Here is a 20,374-nt window from a genome sequence, read left to right on the forward strand (position 1 = left end):
CAATAAAGTGAGTCAATAAAGTGAATCAATTTTTGCGGCAGGTCAATCCTGATTTTGATGAATTTGAAGCGGTTAATTTGACTAACTGCGATCGCGAACCGATTCATATTCCTAGTTTGATTCAGCCCCACGGGCTATTGATTGTAATCACCGAGCCAGATTTGCGGATTGCTCAGGTAAGTGCTAACTCCTTTGAGTTCTTAGGAATTGCGATCGCAGATTTACTTGATCGCCCCTTAGCCGACTTTACAGGGAAAGAACTGATTAAAGCGATTCAAGGTTGTCTTGATCGCGATTTTGAATATCCCAATCCTTTGCGCGTGGGGTTTTATGGATTAGCCGAGCATTTGCCTAGGGCTTTTAATACCATTGTCCATCGCGCCCCCACGGGTGAAATTGTACTGGAACTGGAACCTTGGGAAGCCTTAGGGGGAATTGATTTCTTTCAGTTCTATCAGCAAATCAAACATAATCTTGCCAAAATCCAGACAGCCCAAAACTTACTAGCCTTATGTGACTTAGTGGTGCAGGAAGTACAAGCATTAACAGGATTCGATCGCGTGATGGTCTACCGCTTCAATGAGCATGGGGACGGAACTGTGATTGCGGAAACCAAACAGCCCCACCTAGAATCATTTCTAGGACTACATTACCCTGACTCAGACATTCCCAAACAGGCAAAACATCTCTATACTCTCAACTGGTTGCGTCTAATTCCTGATGTCAATTATCAACCAACGGCGCTAGTCAGTCATAAACAATCCCCAGAAACGAAATCATCCTCTGAAAAAGCACCTCTGGATATGAGCTACTGTGCTTTACGATCGGTTTCACCGATCCATATCGAATATCTGCAAAATATGGGTGTGACCGCTTCGATGTCTGTTTCCCTGATTCAAAATAAAAAGCTATGGGGATTGATCGCCTGTCACCATTACACCCCCAAATTTATTCCCTATGAAACTCGGACAATCTGCGAATTTTTGGGACAGTTAATGTCTACGGAGTTAGCCAATAAAGAAGCTAACAAAGATCTGGATTACAAACTTTATCTAAAAACAATTCAACGTGGGTTTTTAGAACGTCTGACCAAAGCAACGGGATTTGTAGAAGAACTCGACCATGATCATGAAGCTTTATTAGCACTTACGGGCGCTCAGGGCGCGGCTATTTGCGATGGCAATCGCCTGATTTTGGTCGGCACAACTCCCGAAATAGCTATTGTGAAATCTTTGCTGACTTGGCTAGAAAATCGCTTTGATCAGGATTTCTTTGTTACCGATGCGTTATCTAGTCTCTATCCCGAAATGACTGCATATCAGGCGATCGCCAGTGGCTTGATGGCAATGGCAATTTCTAAAGTTCAAAACCGCTACGTGCTATGGTTTCGCCCTGAGCAAGAGCAAACAGTAACTTGGGCAGGCGATCGCGATAAAGCCACCCAGATTGATGAGGATGGTAGTGTGACAATGCTTCCTCGCCAATCCTTTGCGGCTTGGAAAGAAATCGTGCGCGGTAAGTCTAACCCTTGGCTGCCCTGCGAATTGGACAGCGCGATCGAACTGCGACAGGCGATCGTGGATATCGTCCTGCGTCTAGCCCATGAACTTGCCATAATCAACTCCGATCTAGAACGTACTAATAGCGAACTTGATTCCTTCGCTTACATCGCCTCCCACGATTTAAAAGAACCTCTGCGCGGTATTCATAACTATGCCACTTTTTTATTAGAAGACTATGGCGAAATCCTCAAGGGCGATGGTACAGAAAAGCTAAATACATTGGTGAAACTGACTAAACGGATGGAATCATTGATTGAATCTTTACTAAAATTCTCGCGCTTAGGTCGTCAGGAGTTGCAAATGGAACCCCTTGATCTCAATCAATCATTGAGAACTGTGATGGAAATATTTGCAATGAATCCGCAATGGCAAAATTGCAAGATTCAAATTACCCGATCGCTACCTATGGTCAGAGGCGATCGCCTTTTGATTGAAGAAATTTTTATTAATTTAATTACCAATGCCTTTAAATACAATGAAAACCCTGAAAAATTGGCAGAAATTGGCTGGCTTGAGAATGGGACGACACCAGACTTAGTGATGCTCTATGTGCGCGATAATGGCATTGGTATTCGCGAGAAGCATTTGAAATCAATCTTTCAGATCTTCAAACGGTTAAATGCACCGAATAAGTATGGTGGTGGTACAGGGGCGGGGCTAACGATTGTCCGCAAGATTGTCGAACAGCACAAAGGCAGCATTCAAGTGCAATCTACTTACGGACAAGGAACCACGATGTCTTTCACCTTGCCCGCGAATGCTCTAAATTTGCCATGAAAGATCTCTTAACTTATCCTTGGGACGATCTCACTCATCCAATTATTCTCATCGTTGAAGATAGCGATGAAGACTTTTATATGTTCATGAGAGCTACGCAAAATTTGGATTTACTAGAGCGATCACTTTATCGTTTTTTACGATTTGAAGATGGCGATGAGGCGCTCGATTATCTATTCCGACGAGAGGAATATCAAAATCTGGATGCACCTCTGCCCGTAGCGATACTGCTCGATCTCAACTTACCAGGAACCGATGGCAGAGAAATCATCAAGCAAGTCAAGCAAACCTCCCATTTGAAAACTTTACCAACTATCGTCTTAACCACATCAAACAATCAACGCGATATTCAAACCTGTTATGGGAATGGTGCAAATTGCTACATCCTCAAACCTATGGGCGTTATCGCTATGCAAGGAACCATTCAAACCCTGTTTCAGCATTGGTTCCAACTTGCAGTTCTGCCTAGCTATGGACAATTCACCGTCTAAAATCCCGCCTAAAATTCATGACGACATCATCACCCCTAACCCCTAATATCACTATTTTGATTGTCGATGATTCGGCAGAAGATCGTGCGACTTACCTTCGCCATCTGCGATCTGATATCTCCCATTCCTATGTTTTTTTGGAAGCGGAAACCCTAGCAGAAGGTATATACCTATGGCGATCGCAACATCCCGATATTGTCCTCGTTGACTATTTTCTCCCCGATGGTGAAGGATGGGAGTTATTAGCTGCTATGGGGAAAGGCGATCTTGTGCCGAAGCTAGATGCAATCGTTTTAACTGGACATGATGGCAATGAACAGATTATCTTGCAAACAATGCGGTTGGGAGCAGCCGACTATCTGGTTAAAGGTCAGGTAACATCCGTATCCCTCTGTACCCGTGTGGGACAGGTGTGCGATCACCTGATTCTTACCCGCAAATTGCAGCGATCGCAGGAACAGGAACTTTTAATTGCCCAGATCTCGCTACATATTCGGCAATACATCAGTTTAGAAGAGATTCTTAATGCGATCGTCCAAGAAATTCGCGCTTTTTTAAAAGCCGATCGCACCATTGTCTATCAGTTCAATCCTGATTTTAGTGGTCTGGTTGTTGCGGAGTCAGTCTTACCCCCTTGGAAAACCAGTTTAAATCAGCGTATTGACGAGTTTTGCTTTCAAGGTAATCTCGGACAGAGCTATGCAGAAGGTTGTATTTTTGCAACTTCTGATATTTATAAAGCAAGCTTAACTGAATGCCATTTGCAACTACTAGAAAAATTTCAGGTTAGGGCAAATTTAGTATTGCCGATCTTGATCATCAACGATAAAACTCCAAAGTTATGGGGATTGTTGATTGTCCACCAATGTTCTGATCAACGCATTTGGCAACAGAGCGAAATTAGCTTACTTCAGCAATTATCGGTGCAGTTAGCAATCGCCATCCAACAAGCGGAACTCTATCGCGATCTCCAAACTAGCAATGCTGAATTAGAAAATCGGGTTGCCGAACGTACTACCGAACTTTTTAAACGGCAAATCGCGCTCCAAGAATCCAATCGACGTTGGCAATCATTATTAGATAATGTGCGCCTCATCGTTGTCGGTTTGAATTGTCAAGGACAAGTAGAATATGTCAATCCATATTTTTTAGAGGCGACTGGTTACGTCCTAGAGGAAGTCATGGGCAAAGACTGGTTTACCAACTTTTTACCCCAACTTCCAAGCGCCCAGATTAGCCTTGACTTTGCTGATTCCCTAGTTAATGACTTTCGGACATATTATCAAAATTCTATTGTGACCAAAGTTAAGGAAGAGAAAGAAATTTCTTGGAACAATACGCTTCTTCGCAATGAATCGGGAGAAATCATGGGAACTCTTGGCATCGGTGAAGATATTACTGAAAAGCTGAAGGTTGAACGGGTCAAAAATGAATTTATTTCCATTGTCAGCCATGAACTCCGCACACCCCTATCCTCCATTCGGGGCGCGTTGGGACTACTTGCCTCTGGTGTATTAGCCCAAAAGCCCGAAGTTGCCAAGAATATGCTCAATATTGCAACGATCGACATTGAGAGGTTAGTCCGATTAGTCAATGATATTTTGGACTTAGAACGCTTAGCATCCCACAATGTCCGTCTCTATCGCCAATGGCACGATACAACGCAACTATGCCGCCAAGCCGTCGAAACCATGCAAGAGATCGCCACCGCAAGCCAAATCCAGATCATAGATAAATGCTCATCTTTTCAGATTTTTGCCGATGGTGATCGCCTTGTACAAACCCTAGTCAATTTACTTAGTAATGCGATTAAGTTCTCACCACCCCAGAGCCAAATTGAAATCAGAATAGAATCTGGGACTGAGGAAGTTGTTTTTCATGTTAGCGATCGAGGACGGGGCATTCCCTCAAACCATCTGGAAAGCATTTTCGAGCGTTTTAATCAAGTCGATGCTTCCGATTCCCGACAACTGGGAGGCACAGGACTGGGGTTAGCGATCTGCCAAAGTATAGTTCAGCAGCACGGCGGCAAAATATGGACTGAAAGTAAATTATCAGAAGGAAGTACATTTTCATTCACAATTCCCCACTATAGGAGATAAGCAGACTCCCCCTCAATCGTAGACAAAGAGAATTCGTAACATTATTCAGGAATTTACAATTATGTCTAAATCGATTTTGCTGATTGATGACGAACCAAATCTAGCGCAAGTCATAGCCGTTTGTTTAGAGAGCTTTAAGGGATGGAAAGTCCAAATCGCTAATTCTGGCAAAGAAGGATTGAAAATAGTTGAAGCACTCGCACCCGACGCGATTCTTCTTGATGTGATGATGCCTGAAATGGACGGGTTCACTGTCTTTCAGGATCTACAACAAAATGCCGCCACGCAAAATATTCCTGTAATTTTAATAACCGCCAAGGTGCAATCAACCGATCTCGCCAGATTTGCTCAACTAGGTATTGCAGGGGCAATCGCCAAACCCTTTGAACCACTGCAAATCGCCGATCAAATTGCGCGTATGTTGGCATGGTAGTCCCATTCATAAAAAAGAGGCGCTTCGCGCCTCTTTTTTATGTAATTTATTTCTTGCCGCCACCTTGATTTTTAAGGCGATAAGTAATCCGTCCCTTAGTGAGGTCATAGGGGGTCAACTCGACTTTCACGCGATCGCCTGGCAAGATTTTGATATAGTTGCGGCGAATCTTGCCCGAAATGTGAGCAAGTACATTAAAACCGTTATCGAGAGCAACTCGAAACATGGCGTTAGGCAGTGATTCAGTCACCGTCCCTTCCATTTCAATAGCATCTTCTTTTGACAAACAAACTCTCCGAAATTCATGATTAAGTTTTCTTTATTTAAATAATTTCATAAAATAAGTAATTATGAAATTATGGCTAAAACTATGCCAGAAATTGCTTGATCGCTTCAGTCACTTCTGGCATAGATGGCGTACCATCAATCTGCTTAACTTTATTTCCATAAAATTCTAACAGAGGTCTGGTTTTGGCATTGTATTCCTCTAGGCGATTCTTGATCACTTCCTCCGTGTCATCAGCTCGACCTTGTTCGATTGCTCTTGCCTTCAAACGATCAATTAAAAACTGATCAGGTACATCAAGGTTGATCACTGAGTCATAGGGTTGATTGATGTCTACCAATAGGTTGTCCAGTGCTTCTGCCTGTGCAACAGTGCGAGGAAATCCGTCTAAAATCCAACCTGATTGAGTGTCAGGCTGTCTTAGACGCGACTCAATTACTTCAATCACGACTTCATCGGGAACAAGTCTCCCAGAGTCACTAAAGGATTTAACCTTGAGCCCTAACTCAGTTTCTTGCTTAATTTCCGCTCGAAAAATATCTCCGGGTGCAATTCTTGGCACTTGCCAAGATTCTGCTAATATTTCGCCCTGAGTACCTTTGCCAGCTCCGGGAGGTCCCATTAAAATCACTCTAGGCATTATTGTTTCACCATACCTTCATAGCGCTGAGAAATCACATAGGTTTGAATTTGCTTTGAAGTTTCGATCGCCACACCAACCAAAATCAGTAAAGAGGTTGCGCCGATACCACTAAAGGTTGATACGCCAGTAGCTTTTTCCAAGGCACTAGGGATAATTGCAATGCCACAGAGGAAGATTGAGCCAAGCAAAGTCAATCTGTTTAAAATGCGGCTGATGTAGTCGGATGTGGCTGTGCCTGGGCGCACTGTGGGAATACTGCTACCCATTTTCTTGAGGTTCTGTGATAACTCAACAGGATTAAGAACTAGAGTTGAGTAAAAGAAGCTAAACCCAAGAATTAATAACATGTAAACAGGAATATGCCCTGCACCACTAGGAGACACCCAAGTTGCGATCGCAACAAACACCTCGTTATTGATACTTTGGCTGAGATAGGCAGGCAAAATCATGACCGAAGAGGCAAAAATAATCGGCATAACTCCACCTTGATTCAAGCGCAGAGGTAGATAGGAAGCTTGCTCACGGTAAAGCTTACGACCGACCTGTCTCTTTGCCGAAACAATCGGAATTCGTCTTGTACCTTCTTGCACAAAAACAATCCCAACGATCATAATCAAGAAAATCAACAGCAGTAAAATAACTCCACCAACCCGTGAGCTATCCTTTTGCGCCAATGCAATCGTGTCGCCTAAGGAAGTAGGTAAGTTTGCCACAATACTAATAAAAATCAGTAAAGATGCGCCGTTGCCGACCCCTTTTTCAGTAATCAATTCGCCAGCCCACATTACAAACATGGAGCCAGCAGCCAGAGCTACTGTGGTTTGAAAAATAAAGCTGGATAAGATGACACGACCATCACCCACGGTAATCCAATTGGAGCTTGCCTCCGACAGCACGCCAGAGTTCTGCACCCAAACACCTAAACCCCAGCTCTGGATTACACCCCAGACAAAGGCAACATAACGAGTATATTGAGAGATTTTTCTCCGCCCTGCTTCACCTTCATTTTTCTGAAGATTTTCAAGGGTTGGTAATGCTGAAGTCATCAATTGCATGATGATCGAAGCATTAATAAATGGCAAAATACCAAGCGCAAAAATCCCTAGTAGAGACAAACCACCACCAGAGAAAATATCTAAGAAATTAACTACGGCATTATTTCTAACAATTTCGGTGAATCTTAAACGATCAACACCTGGTAGTGGTAAATAAATACCCAGCCTAACTAATATCAAAACCCCGACAGTAACTAGCAAACGCCCTCTTAGCCCTGCGGCTTGAGCCATTTGCATAAAAGTTTCTTGTGCTGTGGGGGTCTTTCCTTTACTAACAACCATAACTAAACTTACCTCAAAGCATCTAGTAGGTTAAGGGCAGACTACATTTCGGTATTTGCCCTCAAGAATATTTAAATATTGTAGTTGTATCAAGAACGGCAAGACTTACAGTTCCCTAAAAACAACAAAAGAGAATATGTGGCGAAACGCTGAGCGCTCCGCCACATATTCTCTTTTGCTTAGGCAACTTCTACAGTGCCGCCAGCAGCTTCAATTTTCGCCTTAGCAGATGCAGTAATCGAATGAGCACGAACGGTTAGTGCCACATTGACTTCACCTCTTCCTAGGACACGTAATACGCCATCATTTTGAGTAATAATTCCTGCATCCATCAAGGAATCCAGAGTTACTACCGTACCTTTAGGTAATCCGCTTAATTGGTCGAGGTTAACAATTGTAAAATGCTTCGGATTTACAATTGTAAAATGCTTAAGTTTGGGTACTCGTCTGTAAAGGGGAATTTGACCACCTTCAAAACCAGGTCTGGTGGGACGACCTGAACGAGATTTTTGACCACGCATACCGAAACCACCGCTAGCACCTTGCCCTGCGGCAATTCCACGTCCAAGGCGACGTTTGCGATGCTGAGAGCCTTCTTGGGGCTGAAGATCGTCAATTCTCATAGTTTTTTCTTTCCAATTTTGGCAATAACGGCGCAATGCGCCGTTATTGCATTAATTAAATAGCTGTTCAAGGGTAATACCACGCGCTCTGGCAACTTCACCAAAGGTACGCAGAGTTGCAAGGGCATTAACTGCGGCGCGAGCGTTATTGAGAGGGCTACTAGAACCAAGCTGTTTTGCCAAAATATTTTTGACACCAGCGAGTTCTAGTACGGTTCTGACAGCGCCACCAGCAATTACACCAGTACCGGGAGATGCAGGACGAATCATTACCTTAGCGCCACCACCTATACCGTTGGTAGGATGGGGAATGGAGTTAGATTTGGTCAAAGGTACTTCAATTGCGTGCTTTCTAGCATCGGCAACACCCTTTTTGACAGCGTTAATAACATCAGCCGCTTTGCCAACGCCAACGCCAACCTGACCCTTCTCATTACCGACGACAACAATCGCACGGAAGCTGAGTTTTTTACCACCTTTAACTACCTTGGTTACGCGGCGGATTTGGACGACCCGTTCTTGCCATTCGGATTCTTTTTCAGTGCGAGCGCGATCGCTTTTTTTACTATCGCGCTTGCCCTTACGTTTTTCATCGCGGTTGTCGCCACTGTCGCCGCCGCCACTGTCGCGACCACCACCTGGTCTTGATTCTCTATTCTTAGCCATATTTGTTTCTATCTACTGATTCACTGCTGGATGATTCGATGCGTTAGAAATCGAGACCTGCTTCGCGGGCAGCTTCAGCGAGAGCTTGGACTCTTCCATGATAGAGGTTTCCGCCACGATCAAATACGACCTTGGTGATCCCCTTTGCGATCGCTCTTTCAGCGATCAAAGCACCAACTTTAGCTGAAGCATCAGAATTAGCGGTGCTGCTGAGACTTTCACGGACATCGGATTCAAGGGTTGATGCAGCAACGATGGTATGTTGTGCTACATCATCAATTACCTGCGCCACAATGTGATTGTTAGAGCGATAAATTGCTAAACGGGGACGATCAGGTGTACCTGACATACCTTTGCGAATTCGCTTATGGCGGCTTATGGTTGCTTGTCTACGACTGACACTCATTTTTTTCGTAACCTATCGATTCTGTGTGTTATTTCTTACCAGTCTTACCAGCCTTACGTCTGACAAATTCGCCAAAGTAACGAATACCCTTACCCTTGTAAACCTCAGGTGGACGCACAGCACGAATTTTTGCTGCTAAGTTGCCGACGATTTCTTTATCGATGCCATTTACAGAAATAAATGTACCTTGAGGAACTGATTTACCAGTGGCATCCTCAACTTCGAGAGAGACACCCGCAGGTGGAACAATATCGACAGTGTGGCTATAACCAACGGTGAGAACAATGTTGTTCCCCGATTTGTTAGCACGATAACCAACGCCTTGAATTTCCAAGCGGCGCTTAAAGCCAGTGGACACACCCTCAACCATATTGGCAACAAGAGTACGGAAAAGACCGTGCTGTTGTCTGGCGGAGCGAGATTCATTAGCACGATTGACAACCAAGTTGTTTTCTTCTTGCTGAATTTCGACGGTTCCTGGCAATAGACGCTTTAGTTCACCTTTAGGTCCTTTGACTGTTACCTCTTGCCCTGCGATCGTTACCGCAACCTTTGGAGGCAGAGGAATAGGACGTTTTCCAATACGAGACATATCTGTTTTCCGTTGCTTATAATGTTTTTCGCTGAATTACCAGATATAGCAAAGGACTTCACCGCCGACTCCCTGTTTACGGGCTTCGCGATCGGTCATGATCCCTTTAGAGGTGGAAATGATCGCAATACCGATCCCACCCAATACACGGGGTAATTCCTTGGAATTCGAGTAAACCCGTAAACCGGGTTTGCTGACGCGCTTGAGACGCTTGATAATTGATTGACGATTTTTGCCTTCGTACTTGAGGGCAACAACCAAGGCGCGGTCGATATTTTCGCCTGTTTCTTCAAAATCTGCGATAAAACCTTCTTGTTTCATCACTCGGGCAATGCTCAAAGTCATCTTAGTTGCAGGGATTGCAGTGGTCTGATGCTTTGCTAGTGTGGCATTGCGAATGCGGGTAAGCATATCCGAGATGGTGTCGTTGGTAGCCATCCTTATCTCCTAATTCGATCTACTTATGATTCTCTAAAGGGCATACCAACTGCTTTCAGGAGCGCACGTCCTTCTTCGTCCGTGTTAGCAGTGGTGATGATGGAAATATCAAGCCCCCGAATTTGCTCAATACTGTCGTAGCTGATTTCGGGGAAGATAAGTTGCTCGCGGACACCGAGGGTATAGTTACCACGTCCATCAAAGCTCTTGGGGCTAACACCGCGAAAGTCACGGATGCGAGGCAAGGAGAAGTTGATCAGACGATCCAAAAAGTTATTCATCTTATCGCGGCGCAGAGTGACCATCATACCGACGGGCATTCCTTGACGCAGTTTGAAACCTGCGATCGCTTTTTTAGCTCTAGTTACCACGGGCTTTTGACCAGCGATCGTAGCAATTTCAGTCAAAGAAGCTTCCAGAGATTTTGCATTCTGAGCAGCTTCACCCAGACCGCGATTGATTACCACCTTCTCAAATTTAGGAACTTGATGAATATTGGTGTACTTGAACTGTTCCATAAGTTTAGGAACAGCTTGTTTGGCATAGACTTCGGCGAACGGTGTTAGCATTTTATCTTCCTCGATGATTTTCCCTGGGCTTGGTCAGGTTGTATAGAATTATTTCTTTTCAGTCTTGACGGAATCAACGATTTCGCCAGTCTTTTTCAACATTCTTACTTTCTTGCCACCATCCGTAAAGGTGTAGCAAGAACGACTAGCGGTCTTTTCCTTTTCGGAATACAACAACACTTTAGAACTGTGGATCGGAAACTCACGGGTAATAGTTTGTCCAGACTCGCCATCAGCTTGAGGCTTAACATGTTTAGTCTTGACGTTTACACCTTCAACAATGATGGTGCTGTCCTTAGGGAAAACCTGTAGCACTTTGGCAACAGTTCCCTTCGAGCTTCCTGAAATTACTTGAACCACATCGTCTTTCTTGACATGCATCTTAAAAGACTTGCGATTACCGCGATAAGCAGGCTTTGACTTGAATGACATTACAGTACCTCTGGCGCTAGGGAGATAATTTTAGTGAAGTTTTTATCCCGCAACTCACGCGCAACTGGACCAAAAACGCGGGTTCCTTTGGGGTTGCCGTCTTGGTTAATGATTACAGCAGCATTGTCGTCAAAGCGAATTCTCATACCGCTTTCACGGTTAATCGATGCTTTGGTACGAACAATCACGGCGCGGACAACATCAGATTTTTTGACTGGCATATTGGGGGCTGCATCCTTGACAGTAGCGATAATTACATCACCAACTCCACCAAAGGCACGGTTACCACCCGCTAATACACGGATACATAGCAGTTTCTTAGCTCCACTATTATCCGCAACGTTTAGATAAGACTCTTGTTGAATCATGACTTATGCTTCCGAGCTAGATGAGAGAATCTCTACAACTTCCCATCGCTTTGTACGGCTGAGGGGACGAGTTTCCCGAATTTTGACGCGATCGCCTTCACGGGTTTTATCTTCTTCATCGTGGGCTTTAAACTTGGTCGTTTTAACCACGATTTTTCCATATTTGGGGTGAGAAGTACGGTTTTCAACCGCAACAACCACCGTTTTTTGCATTTTATCGCTGACGACAACGCCAACTTTCTCTTTTACTGCCATTGCTAAAACTCCTTTGTCTTTTACTTTTGGATATATAACTCTTAAGCTCTAGACTGGCGTTCGCGTTCGACAGTCATCAGTTGAGACAAACGGTGCTTAGCATGTTTGAACTGATGTGGTTGGACGGGTTGTCTAGTGGCCTGCTTGAAACGCAGATCAAATAGCTCTTTCTTGACGGTCAAGATCTGAGCTTGCAACTCATCATCAGATAATTCTCTAGTTTCTTGGACTTTTGGGAGTGCCATATTCTTACTCCTTCTCGCGGATAACAAATCTGGTTTTGATTGGCATCTTAGCGGCAGCCAAACGGATTGCCTCTCTTGCGGTTTCTTCAGCTACGCCAGCAACTTCAAACATGATGCGACCTGGCTTAACTACCGACACCCAAAATTCTGGAGCGCCTTTACCAGAACCCATACGGGTTTCAGCAGGGCGCATAGTTACAGGCTTGTCTGGAAAAATACGGATCCAAATTTTGCCACCGCGACGGATGTAGCGGTTCATGGCACGTCGAGCAGCTTCGATTTGACGGGCGGTAATCCAAGAAGGCTCTAGAGCCTGCATGGCGTAATCACCAAAATTGATTTCAGTTCCTCTGGTAGCGGGACCTGCCATCCGACCGCGTTGCTGCTTACGAAATTTTGTACGTTTAGGACTTAACATGGTTCAAAACTCTAGATGACGGAAGTTTATCCTTCAGCGCTAGAACGATCCTCAAATTGGGGACGACGTTGCTGGCGACGACGGGGTTGAGCGGCTGGAGCAGGAGCTTCTTCGCCTTCGATAATTTCGCCTTTAAAGATCCAGACTTTAATGCCAATGACACCATAAATAGTTCTGGATGTTTTATAGCTGTAGTCGATATCGGCACGGAGTGTGTGCAGAGGAACGCGACCTTCACGAACCCACTCAGTTCTGGCGATTTCAGCGCCGTTAAGACGACCACTGATTTGCACCTTGATCCCTTCGATGCCTGCACGTTGAGCCCTTTGAATGGCTTGACGCACAACACGACGGAAAGAAACACGACGTTCAATTTGTTGAGCGATGTATTCAGCGATCAGAGGCGCTTCCGCATCGACTCTAGTTACTTCGGTAACGTTAATTCGAACTTGGCTAGTACCTGTCTTTTTGAGAGAACCGTCTTGTTCAAGATACTTAACTAGACCGACACGTAATTGTTCGATACCAGCGCCACCACGACCAACAACAACGCCGGGACGAGCAGTACGAATTTCGAGATCAACTTGGTCAGCCTTACGGTCAATCAAGATTTCGGCGATACCAGCATTACTCAAAGTTTTTTCAATAAACTTACGGATTTTGCTGTCTTCTTCTGCTAAGACACCGTAGCGATTGACATCAGCGTACCAACGGGAAAGATGGGACTTGGTGATGCCGAGGCGTAACCCTGTTGGGTGAATCTTCTGACCCATACCTATTCTTCCTCCGATGGTTTGACGGTGATCGTAATGTGGCACGTTGGCTTACGAATTTGGTAAGCACGACCTTGGGCGCGGGGACGAAAGCGCTTAAGGCTAGGTCCCATATCGGCAAATGCTTGACCAATTACTAGCGATGCAGGGTCAAGTCCTGCGTTATGTTCAGCGTTAGCAACTGCGGAACGCAATACTTTGGTAATGGGTTCGCAGGAGCGATAAGGCATGAATTCAAGAATCATCAATGCTTCGCGGTAGCTACGACCACGGATTTGGTCGAGTACACGGCGCACCTTATGAGGTGACATCCGAATATATTTGGCTACGGCAGGGATTTCGTTTTGGGCGAGGATCATTTTTAACTACCTGTCTACCTATCTCTTGGCCTTTTTGTCGCTCTTGGCATGACCGCGGAAGGTGCGAGTAGGGGCAAACTCACCGAGTTTGTGTCCTACCATTTGCTCCGTGACATATACAGGAACGTGCTGTTTTCCGTTGTGACAAGCAATGGTATGCCCGATCATTTGAGGAAGAATGGTGGAAGCGCGTGACCATGTTTTGATAACCTGCTTTTCGCCTTTGGCGTTGAGCTTTTCAATTTTGGTCATTAAGTGATCGGCAACAAAAGGACCTTTTTTTAGCGATCGCGTCATAATTTTTATTCTCTAAATAAGTCTTTGCGCTAAACGGCTGCGAAGCAGTCGCTCAGTAAAAAATTAGGCGTTACGTCCGCCCTTACCGCGCTTCGAGGACTTGCGGCGACGACGAACAATGAGGGCATCACTGAGTTTGCCCTTCTTGCGAGTCTTGTAGCCCAAGGTTGGCTTACCCCAAGGAGTAACAGGCCCACTGCGTCCGATGGGGGCGCAACCTTCACCACCACCATGGGGGTGATCGACTGGGTTCATGACCATACCACGAACTTTAGGACGACGGTTCAGCCAACGGCTACGACCTGCTTTACCAAGACTGGTGTTGCTGTGGTCAAGGTTGCCAACCTGTCCAATGGTAGCGAAACAATCCTTACGAATCAAGCGGACTTCGCTAGAAGGAAGCTTGAGGGTGACAAAGTCGCCTTCTTTTGCGGCGATTTGAGCACCAGCACCAGCAGAGCGCACAATTTGTCCACCTTTGCCAGGGACGAGTTCAACGTTATGAACAACTGTACCGAGGGGAATCGCAGAAAGAGGCATAGCGTTGCCAATTTCAAAGGGAACGGCACTTGTACCTGCTTGAATTTTGTTACCAACCGCAATTCCTTTAGGTGCAAGAATATATCTCTTTTCTCCATCTTCGTATTGCAACAAAGCAATGCGCGAGGTGCGGTTGGGATCGTACTCGATCGCAATTACTTCAGCGATAATGTCACGTTTGTTGCGTTTAAAATCGATGATCCGATAAAGACGCTTGTGACCACCACCACGTCTGCGGCTAGTAATAACACCACGGTTGTTACGTCCACGCTTGCGGTGAACATGGGTGGTTAAAGACTTTTCGGGTTCTGACTTAGTGATTTCCGAGAAGTCCGAGACAACGGTTTGTCTGGTACTTGCGGTATACGGTTTATATGCACGAACGCCCATAATTGTCTGATGTTGTTAAAGAACGATTCTCTGTTTTTGTTTTCCCTAGTTAAAATTAGCGCAGGGCTAGTTTTATGGGGCTATTACACATCTGGGAACAAATCAATTTTGCTGCCTTCAGCGAGTGTTACTACCGCTCTTTTGATTTGAGCGCGTTTGCCAGCAAACTTACCAATACGACGCGCTTGTGCGGGTGGATTATGGGTATTTACCTTTTTAACTTTGACGGAGAAAAGGCTCTCGATCGCAGCTTTGATTTCAGGCTTGGTGGCATCGTGAACAACATCAAAGGTATATTTGTTGTCTTCCAGTTGTCGGGTTGCCTTTTCATTGAGCAGAGGGCGGCGAATGATGTCAGGCAAGCGACGGGGATCGAATTCGGTGGGGATCTTAGCCATGTTGTTTCTTTCTTCTACTTAGATTCCGTTATTCTGCATCTTCGATCGCAGTTACGATCTCGGTTGCTAACTTTGCATCGCCACCGTATACTTCATGGATTTTGGCGATCGCAGAGCGAGTAGCCACAATCTTGTCAGAATTTAAAATGTCGAACATGTTGAGTTGATCAGCTGCAAGTAATTGCAATTTCTGAATGTTGCGAGCAGACAGAACAATGTTTTCTTCCTTGCGATCAGTGATGATCAAGGTCTTTTGACCGACGGTGACACCCCAGCGCTCAAGAGCTTGACACAATTCTTTGGTCTTGGGCTGAGCGAGGTTGACGGCAAAATCTTCAACAATAATTAAATCGGCGGAACGACCGATAAATGCTGTACGAAGGGCAAGACGACGTTCTTTACGATTCATCTTGGTTTCGTAGTCCCTAGGCTTAGGTCCAAAAATTGCACCACCACCACGGGTTAATGGCGATCTTGTCGAACCCTGACGGGCGCGACCAGTACCTTTTTGTCTAAAGGGCTTGCGACCACCACCACGGACTTCAGCGCGAGTCTTACTGCTGGCTGTGCCTTGACGGGCATTGGCTAACTGTCTGACGAGGGCGCGATGAACTAAACCCTTAGCACTTGCTTCTTTGGCAACGCGCAAATCAAGGTCTATTTCCCCGACTTCTTTCCCTGTCCAATCTATTACTGTAGGCATAACTTATATTCTCTCGATCTCACGAACAAACTACTTAGTCTTTATTTCGCGCCTTTACTTGCGCCTTTATTTCGCCTTGCCGATAATTACGGTAGGAATGACGTTAAGCAATGCGCCAGGTTTGCCGGGGACTGCTCCTTTAATTAGCAACACATTGTTCGCTGCATCGACTTTAACTACAGTTAGCTTCTTCACGGTGATTTGCTTGCCGCCAAGACGACCAGCCATGCGCTTCCCAGGATAAACACGACCGGGGGTAGTACCTGCTCCAGTCGAACCAGGTTGTCTGTGGTTTTTAGAACCGTGAGCCATCGGGCCGCGACCAAAGTTGTGGCGCTTTTGATAACCAGCGAAACCTTTACCAATGCTAGTTCCAATCACATCAACGATGTCGCCATCCTTGAACTGACTTACGTCTAGAGTTTGACCAATTGTGAATTCGCTAACGTTATCCAGACGATATTCACAAAGGTGTTTTACAGGCTCTGCACCTGATGCTTTCAAATGTCCTAGCTCTGGTTTTGTAAGCAATTTCTCACGGGTCTTACAATAACCAACCTGAATAGCTTGGTAGCCTTCTTTGGTTTCGGTCTTGACTTGTGTGATTGTGCAAGGACCAGCTAGGACAACAGTTACAGGGATAGCATTGCCATCCGAATCAAAAACTTGGGTCATTCCAAGTTTTGTGCCGAGAATTCCGACAGTCATTAAAATTAGCTCCGCTTGCTTGTGGCTGCAAATGAAATGGTTTCTTGCAGATTTTTGACAGGCTCAAAAGAGATCGGTTTCGATCTTAGTAAGAGGTATTGACTTTGAAGGCTGTTTGAAGGACTTCGAGACGACTTACAAAAGATGTCTAGCCATGACTGCTAGACGTGAGAAACACAATCTCTTGGGTTGGTTGCTATAGGTTAAAGAGTTTTAAAGTTCTTTGAGACGCTATACCAATGCGTTGACTTAGACTTAAGGGATTAAGTATCAACATATACATGTTTAACTTGCCACTTAGTTTCTATTTTTAGTCACGATTAGCAATCATAACTCCATATGTGAGCTTTTGTCTACATTTTTTTAAAAAAGCTCGAAATATAACCGCAGCACCTTTGGGGATAAACATAAATAATCAGGCAAGCACCTTAAATAGATGCTCCCCATGGATCTAATGAATTTATAAATTGTTTTAATTACGCCCAGTTACATTAGAAGTTAAGAATTGCTGACAAGAGTTGTAACGACCAAATGGAGAGGTATATTGAGAGGGGCAAACAGATTTCTTTGCTTGCATATATCAGATTTGTCATTTTGACTGACAGCAATATGGCTTCTAGCCTTTGTAAGCCAGTCTAGGGGGAGCAAAGCAAACTTTGACTTCAGGACTCAAAATATTTTGATTGATTTACTGCGTTTTTTGCGTTGAGTTGATTTGGGCAGTGAAATAACTATATGGACTATATGGAATTATCACAACCTACATTTTTAGGACTTTCTCTTGTTTCCGACCAAGTTTTATACAAAACTTGCGATCGCGAACAGATTCATTTGCTCGGTCATATTCAGCCTCACGGTATTCTGATCGGTATTGATGAAACGAAATTGACTATTCTCCAGATCAGTGAAAATACCGAGCAGTTCTTGAGTTTGCCTACTAGCTCATTAATCAATCAGCCTTTAAGCACTATATTGCCCCAGTCTCAGATTGATATTCTCTTATCCTTTTTATCCCATGAAGACCTAGAAGTATTCAATCCCATTAAGCTGACCATTCAGGTTAAGCGCAAAAAACTTCTATTTCAGGGCATAATGCATCGCTCAGATGGACTGTTAATTTTAGAATTAGAACCGATATCACAAGAACAACCTCCCACCCTTGGCTTCTATTATCTAGCCAAAGCTTCAGCAATCAATGTGAGGCAAGCAGAAGGTTTTGACGAGACCTCGGAGTTATTGGTTAAAGAGATTCGGAAAATCACTGGTTACGATCGCGTATTAATCTATAAATTTGATCTAGACAATAGTGGAGTGGTGATCGCTGAGAATAAAGCGGAACATTTGGAATCTTTGTTGGGATTGCATTATCCTGCATTTGATATCCCCACGATGGCTCGTCAGCTTTATTATAAAAATTGGTTGAGGCTGATTGTCGATTTAAACTATGAGCCTGTACCGATTGTTCCTCCTAACAATCCACTAACAAACAAACCTCTTGATTTAAGTCTCAGCACGCTCAGGAGTGTCTCTAACTTTCATGTTAAGTATTTACAGAAGATGGGAGTCACTGCTTCGTTAGGAATTTCTTTGATTAATTCAGGGAAGCTCTGGGGATTGATTGTTTGTCATCATTATTCACCTAAATATATTGACTATGAAACTCGGAAAACCTGTGAATTTCTAGGACAAATCATGTCTGTAGAAATTGTGAATAAACATGATCAACATCTTAAAAGGTCTCAAGAAAAAATCAAGAATATTCAATTAAACCTAAAGCAAAGCATCCTGAGTGGTTATCATTGTATTGATCGGACTTTTAGCAATGATACTGATAGCTTGCTGAGCCTAGTTAATGCTCAAGGTGCGGTTATTTGCTTGGGCGACCATGTTTCTATGGTCGGTATATGCCCATCTTCCACTTTTGTCAATTCACTAGTTACATTTGTACTCAAAAAATCTCAAGATGTTCTTCACACTAATTGCTTGAGTGAAATTTATCCTGAAGCATTGGAAATTAAAGAACAAGTTAGCGGCTTGTTAGCAATTTCAATTTCTCTAAATCATACTTCATATCACATTATTTGGTTTCGACCTGAGATTGTTCAAACTGTTGATTGGGCAGGTGATCCAAGTAAATTAGTAGATATTGATGTAGAAGAGTCTACCAATCCATCACCTCGCCGATCCTTTGAGTTATGGAAAGAAACCGTAAAAGCAAAGTCTTTGCCTTGGGATGAAGTGGAAGTGGAAGCAGCGTTGGAACTGCGGAGTACATTGATGCTTGCGGCGTTGGAGTTCTCACAGCAAGCATTAAAGCAGGAAGCTGAGCGCTCGGAGGTTGCAAATCAGGCAAAAAGCAAGTTTTTAGCAAGGATGAGCCATGAATTGAGAACTCCACTCAATGCTATTTTAGGCTGTACGCAATTGATGCAGAATCAGGATGCACCAAATCAAGAGTTTGGGGACTATGTCAATATCATCAGCCATAGTAGTGAACATTTATTGAACTTAATTGATGATGTTTTGGAGATATCTAAAATTGAAGCAGGGAAACTAGTCATTGAGAAAAGCATCTTTGACTTTCATCTATTTCTCAATAACTTGCAGGAAATGCTCCACCTCAAAGCACAGGATAAAAATCTACAGTTAGTTTTTGCATTACATCCCAATTTACCGCAACATATTCAAGCTGATGAGGGAAAAATTCGCCAAATCCTGTTAAATTTGCTGGGTAATGCGATTAAATTTACGGATAAGGGCTATGTAATTCTTCGAGTTTCACTCATTGATGCTGAGATTGAATCTGCGGAAGTTACACTCCATTTTGAAATCGAAGATACAGGCAAAGGAATTGCCCCTGAAGAAATAGACAATTTGTTTGAAGCATTTGTTCAGACAGCATCGGGTAGAGAATCACAGACAGGCACAGGGTTAGGATTAGTAATTAGTCAGCAGTTTGCTCAATTTATGGGTGGTCAAATCTCTGTTAAGAGTACATTAGGAAGAGGAACAAATTTTCAATTTAATATTATCGTCGAGAAAGCATCTGGAGAATCCTCTGAGTTGATTTTTCCAGATAAAAGAGAAACTCCTAGCTTTAAAAAGTCACGTTTAGTAATCAGTCAATTAGCGGGTCAACAGGATATTGCGAAAAATATTACTAAAGGAGACCTTATTAATTCGTGGCGAATTCTTTTGGTAGAAGACAATGAATTTAACCAAATGATCGCTTTGCGACTTTTAGCAAAACTAGGCTATCAGGCAGATTGTGCAGTGAATGGAGCAGAAGTATTAGATGCAATCAAACAAAAAAACTATGACTTGATTTTAATGGATCTACAAATGCCTGTGATGGATGGATTGGAAGCAACAAGGCGGATTCGTTTGTTGGAAAGAGGTAATAGCTTCAATCATCGGATTAAAATTATTGCCATGACAGCAAATGCAATGGCAGAAGATCGTGAAAAATGTATGCTTATGGGTATGGATGATTTTATTAGCAAACCCGTTCGCATTGAAACCCTTGCCGCAGTTCTCGAAAGACACAAAAATGTAGTGTAACT

At 43.9% G+C, this 20,374-nt stretch carries 26 protein-coding genes; 5 read left to right on the forward strand and 21 right to left on the reverse strand.

Annotated features, from left to right (window positions below):
• The first annotated feature begins 20 nt into the window (after positions 1 to 20).
• The 4 genes from H6F41_RS05820 to H6F41_RS05835 are packed head-to-tail and all read left to right on the forward strand — an operon-like array spanning position 21 to position 5,365.
• On the forward strand, positions 21 to 2,339 hold the full coding sequence (locus H6F41_RS05820; protein ID WP_322095880.1) for an ATP-binding protein: 2,319 nt from the start codon (positions 21 to 23) through the stop codon (positions 2,337 to 2,339).
• The gene (locus H6F41_RS05825; RefSeq protein WP_199288679.1) at positions 2,336 to 2,830 is read left to right on the forward strand and encodes a response regulator; all 495 of its coding nucleotides are present in this window, start codon (positions 2,336 to 2,338) and stop codon (positions 2,828 to 2,830) included. Before H6F41_RS05820 ends, H6F41_RS05825 begins: the two co-directional genes overlap by 4 nt.
• 17 nt (positions 2,831 to 2,847) lie before the next feature.
• The gene (locus H6F41_RS05830) at positions 2,848 to 4,932 is read left to right on the forward strand and encodes an ATP-binding protein (RefSeq protein WP_190402536.1); all 2,085 of its coding nucleotides are present in this window, start codon (positions 2,848 to 2,850) and stop codon (positions 4,930 to 4,932) included.
• 58 nt (positions 4,933 to 4,990) lie between these two features.
• Positions 4,991 to 5,365 (forward strand): response regulator, encoded by a 375-nt coding sequence (locus H6F41_RS05835; RefSeq protein ID WP_190402590.1) that lies wholly within the window; start codon positions 4,991 to 4,993, stop codon positions 5,363 to 5,365.
• Between the two features lie 46 nt (positions 5,366 to 5,411).
• Here the strand turns inward: H6F41_RS05835 and infA are convergent, their stop codons facing one another.
• From infA to rplC, 21 genes are all read right to left on the reverse strand, one after another.
• Positions 5,412 to 5,651, reverse strand: coding sequence for a translation initiation factor IF-1 (gene infA, locus H6F41_RS05840; protein ID WP_009625470.1), 240 nt, complete (start codon positions 5,649 to 5,651; stop codon positions 5,412 to 5,414).
• Positions 5,652 to 5,733: 82 nt separating this feature from the next.
• Positions 5,734 to 6,291, reverse strand: a complete 558-nt coding sequence (locus H6F41_RS05845) for an adenylate kinase (protein ID WP_190402537.1) — start codon at positions 6,289 to 6,291, stop codon at positions 5,734 to 5,736.
• Positions 6,291 to 7,631, reverse strand: coding sequence for a preprotein translocase subunit SecY (gene secY, locus H6F41_RS05850; protein ID WP_190402538.1), 1,341 nt, complete (start codon positions 7,629 to 7,631; stop codon positions 6,291 to 6,293). The genes H6F41_RS05845 and secY overlap by 1 nt, the downstream gene beginning before the upstream one ends.
• A 179-nt stretch (positions 7,632 to 7,810) precedes the next feature.
• On the reverse strand, positions 7,811 to 8,254 hold the full coding sequence (rplO, locus tag H6F41_RS05855) for a 50S ribosomal protein L15 (RefSeq protein ID WP_190402539.1): 444 nt from the start codon (positions 8,252 to 8,254) through the stop codon (positions 7,811 to 7,813).
• 51 nt (positions 8,255 to 8,305) lie between these two features.
• The gene (gene rpsE / locus H6F41_RS05860; protein WP_190402540.1) at positions 8,306 to 8,920 is read right to left on the reverse strand and encodes a 30S ribosomal protein S5; all 615 of its coding nucleotides are present in this window, start codon (positions 8,918 to 8,920) and stop codon (positions 8,306 to 8,308) included.
• A 43-nt stretch (positions 8,921 to 8,963) separates the two neighbouring features.
• Entirely contained in the window at positions 8,964 to 9,326 is a 363-nt protein-coding gene (gene rplR, locus H6F41_RS05865; RefSeq protein WP_190402541.1) for a 50S ribosomal protein L18, read from the reverse strand.
• 28 nt (positions 9,327 to 9,354) lie between these two features.
• Positions 9,355 to 9,918, reverse strand: coding sequence for a 50S ribosomal protein L6 (gene rplF, locus H6F41_RS05870; RefSeq protein ID WP_190402542.1), 564 nt, complete (start codon positions 9,916 to 9,918; stop codon positions 9,355 to 9,357).
• A gap of 36 nt (positions 9,919 to 9,954) precedes the next feature.
• A complete protein-coding gene (gene rpsH / locus H6F41_RS05875; RefSeq protein WP_190402543.1) occupies positions 9,955 to 10,356 on the reverse strand; it encodes a 30S ribosomal protein S8 in 402 nt (133 codons plus the stop codon).
• 23 nt (positions 10,357 to 10,379) lie between these two features.
• Complete coding sequence (gene rplE, locus H6F41_RS05880; protein ID WP_055073977.1) at positions 10,380 to 10,925, reverse strand: 50S ribosomal protein L5; 546 nt, start codon at positions 10,923 to 10,925, stop codon at positions 10,380 to 10,382.
• A gap of 48 nt (positions 10,926 to 10,973) precedes the next feature.
• Positions 10,974 to 11,357, reverse strand: coding sequence for a 50S ribosomal protein L24 (rplX, locus tag H6F41_RS05885; RefSeq protein ID WP_190402544.1), 384 nt, complete (start codon positions 11,355 to 11,357; stop codon positions 10,974 to 10,976).
• Positions 11,357 to 11,725, reverse strand: coding sequence for a 50S ribosomal protein L14 (gene rplN, locus H6F41_RS05890; protein WP_009625480.1), 369 nt, complete (start codon positions 11,723 to 11,725; stop codon positions 11,357 to 11,359). Before rplN ends, rplX begins: the two co-directional genes overlap by 1 nt.
• A 3-nt stretch (positions 11,726 to 11,728) precedes the next feature.
• A complete protein-coding gene (gene rpsQ, locus H6F41_RS05895) occupies positions 11,729 to 11,980 on the reverse strand; it encodes a 30S ribosomal protein S17 (RefSeq protein WP_094530969.1) in 252 nt (83 codons plus the stop codon).
• Positions 11,981 to 12,021: 41 nt separating this feature from the next.
• Entirely contained in the window at positions 12,022 to 12,225 is a 204-nt protein-coding gene (gene rpmC, locus H6F41_RS05900; RefSeq protein WP_190402545.1) for a 50S ribosomal protein L29, read from the reverse strand.
• Between the two features lie 4 nt (positions 12,226 to 12,229).
• Positions 12,230 to 12,643, reverse strand: a complete 414-nt coding sequence (gene rplP / locus H6F41_RS05905) for a 50S ribosomal protein L16 (RefSeq protein ID WP_094530965.1) — start codon at positions 12,641 to 12,643, stop codon at positions 12,230 to 12,232.
• A 26-nt stretch (positions 12,644 to 12,669) separates the two neighbouring features.
• Positions 12,670 to 13,416, reverse strand: a complete 747-nt coding sequence (gene rpsC / locus H6F41_RS05910) for a 30S ribosomal protein S3 (protein ID WP_190402546.1) — start codon at positions 13,414 to 13,416, stop codon at positions 12,670 to 12,672.
• Positions 13,417 to 13,418: 2 nt separating this feature from the next.
• Positions 13,419 to 13,775: a 50S ribosomal protein L22 gene (rplV, locus tag H6F41_RS05915; protein WP_190402547.1), complete on the reverse strand. Its 357-nt coding sequence runs from the start codon at positions 13,773 to 13,775 to the stop codon at positions 13,419 to 13,421.
• An 18-nt stretch (positions 13,776 to 13,793) separates the two neighbouring features.
• Positions 13,794 to 14,072, reverse strand: a complete 279-nt coding sequence (rpsS, locus tag H6F41_RS05920) for a 30S ribosomal protein S19 (RefSeq protein ID WP_094530961.1) — start codon at positions 14,070 to 14,072, stop codon at positions 13,794 to 13,796.
• Between the two features lie 63 nt (positions 14,073 to 14,135).
• Positions 14,136 to 15,002, reverse strand: a complete 867-nt coding sequence (gene rplB, locus H6F41_RS05925; RefSeq protein ID WP_190402548.1) for a 50S ribosomal protein L2 — start codon at positions 15,000 to 15,002, stop codon at positions 14,136 to 14,138.
• Between the two features lie 83 nt (positions 15,003 to 15,085).
• Positions 15,086 to 15,400 carry a 50S ribosomal protein L23 gene (locus H6F41_RS05930; protein WP_190402549.1) on the reverse strand — a complete coding sequence of 105 codons (315 nt, stop codon included), beginning with the start codon at positions 15,398 to 15,400 and terminating at the stop codon, positions 15,086 to 15,088.
• 28 nt (positions 15,401 to 15,428) lie between these two features.
• Positions 15,429 to 16,103 (reverse strand): 50S ribosomal protein L4, encoded by a 675-nt coding sequence (gene rplD, locus H6F41_RS05935; protein ID WP_190402550.1) that lies wholly within the window; start codon positions 16,101 to 16,103, stop codon positions 15,429 to 15,431.
• A gap of 66 nt (positions 16,104 to 16,169) precedes the next feature.
• Positions 16,170 to 16,811, reverse strand: a complete 642-nt coding sequence (gene rplC / locus H6F41_RS05940; protein ID WP_190402551.1) for a 50S ribosomal protein L3 — start codon at positions 16,809 to 16,811, stop codon at positions 16,170 to 16,172.
• Positions 16,812 to 17,546: 735 nt separating this feature from the next.
• Here rplC and H6F41_RS05945 point away from each other — a divergent pair.
• Positions 17,547 to 20,372, forward strand: a complete 2,826-nt coding sequence (locus tag H6F41_RS05945) for a response regulator (RefSeq protein WP_190402552.1) — start codon at positions 17,547 to 17,549, stop codon at positions 20,370 to 20,372.
• Positions 20,373 to 20,374: the final 2 nt, after the last annotated feature.

The organism is Pseudanabaena mucicola FACHB-723 (assembly GCF_014696385.1).
GTDB lineage: Bacteria > Cyanobacteriota > Cyanobacteriia > Pseudanabaenales > Pseudanabaenaceae > Pseudanabaena.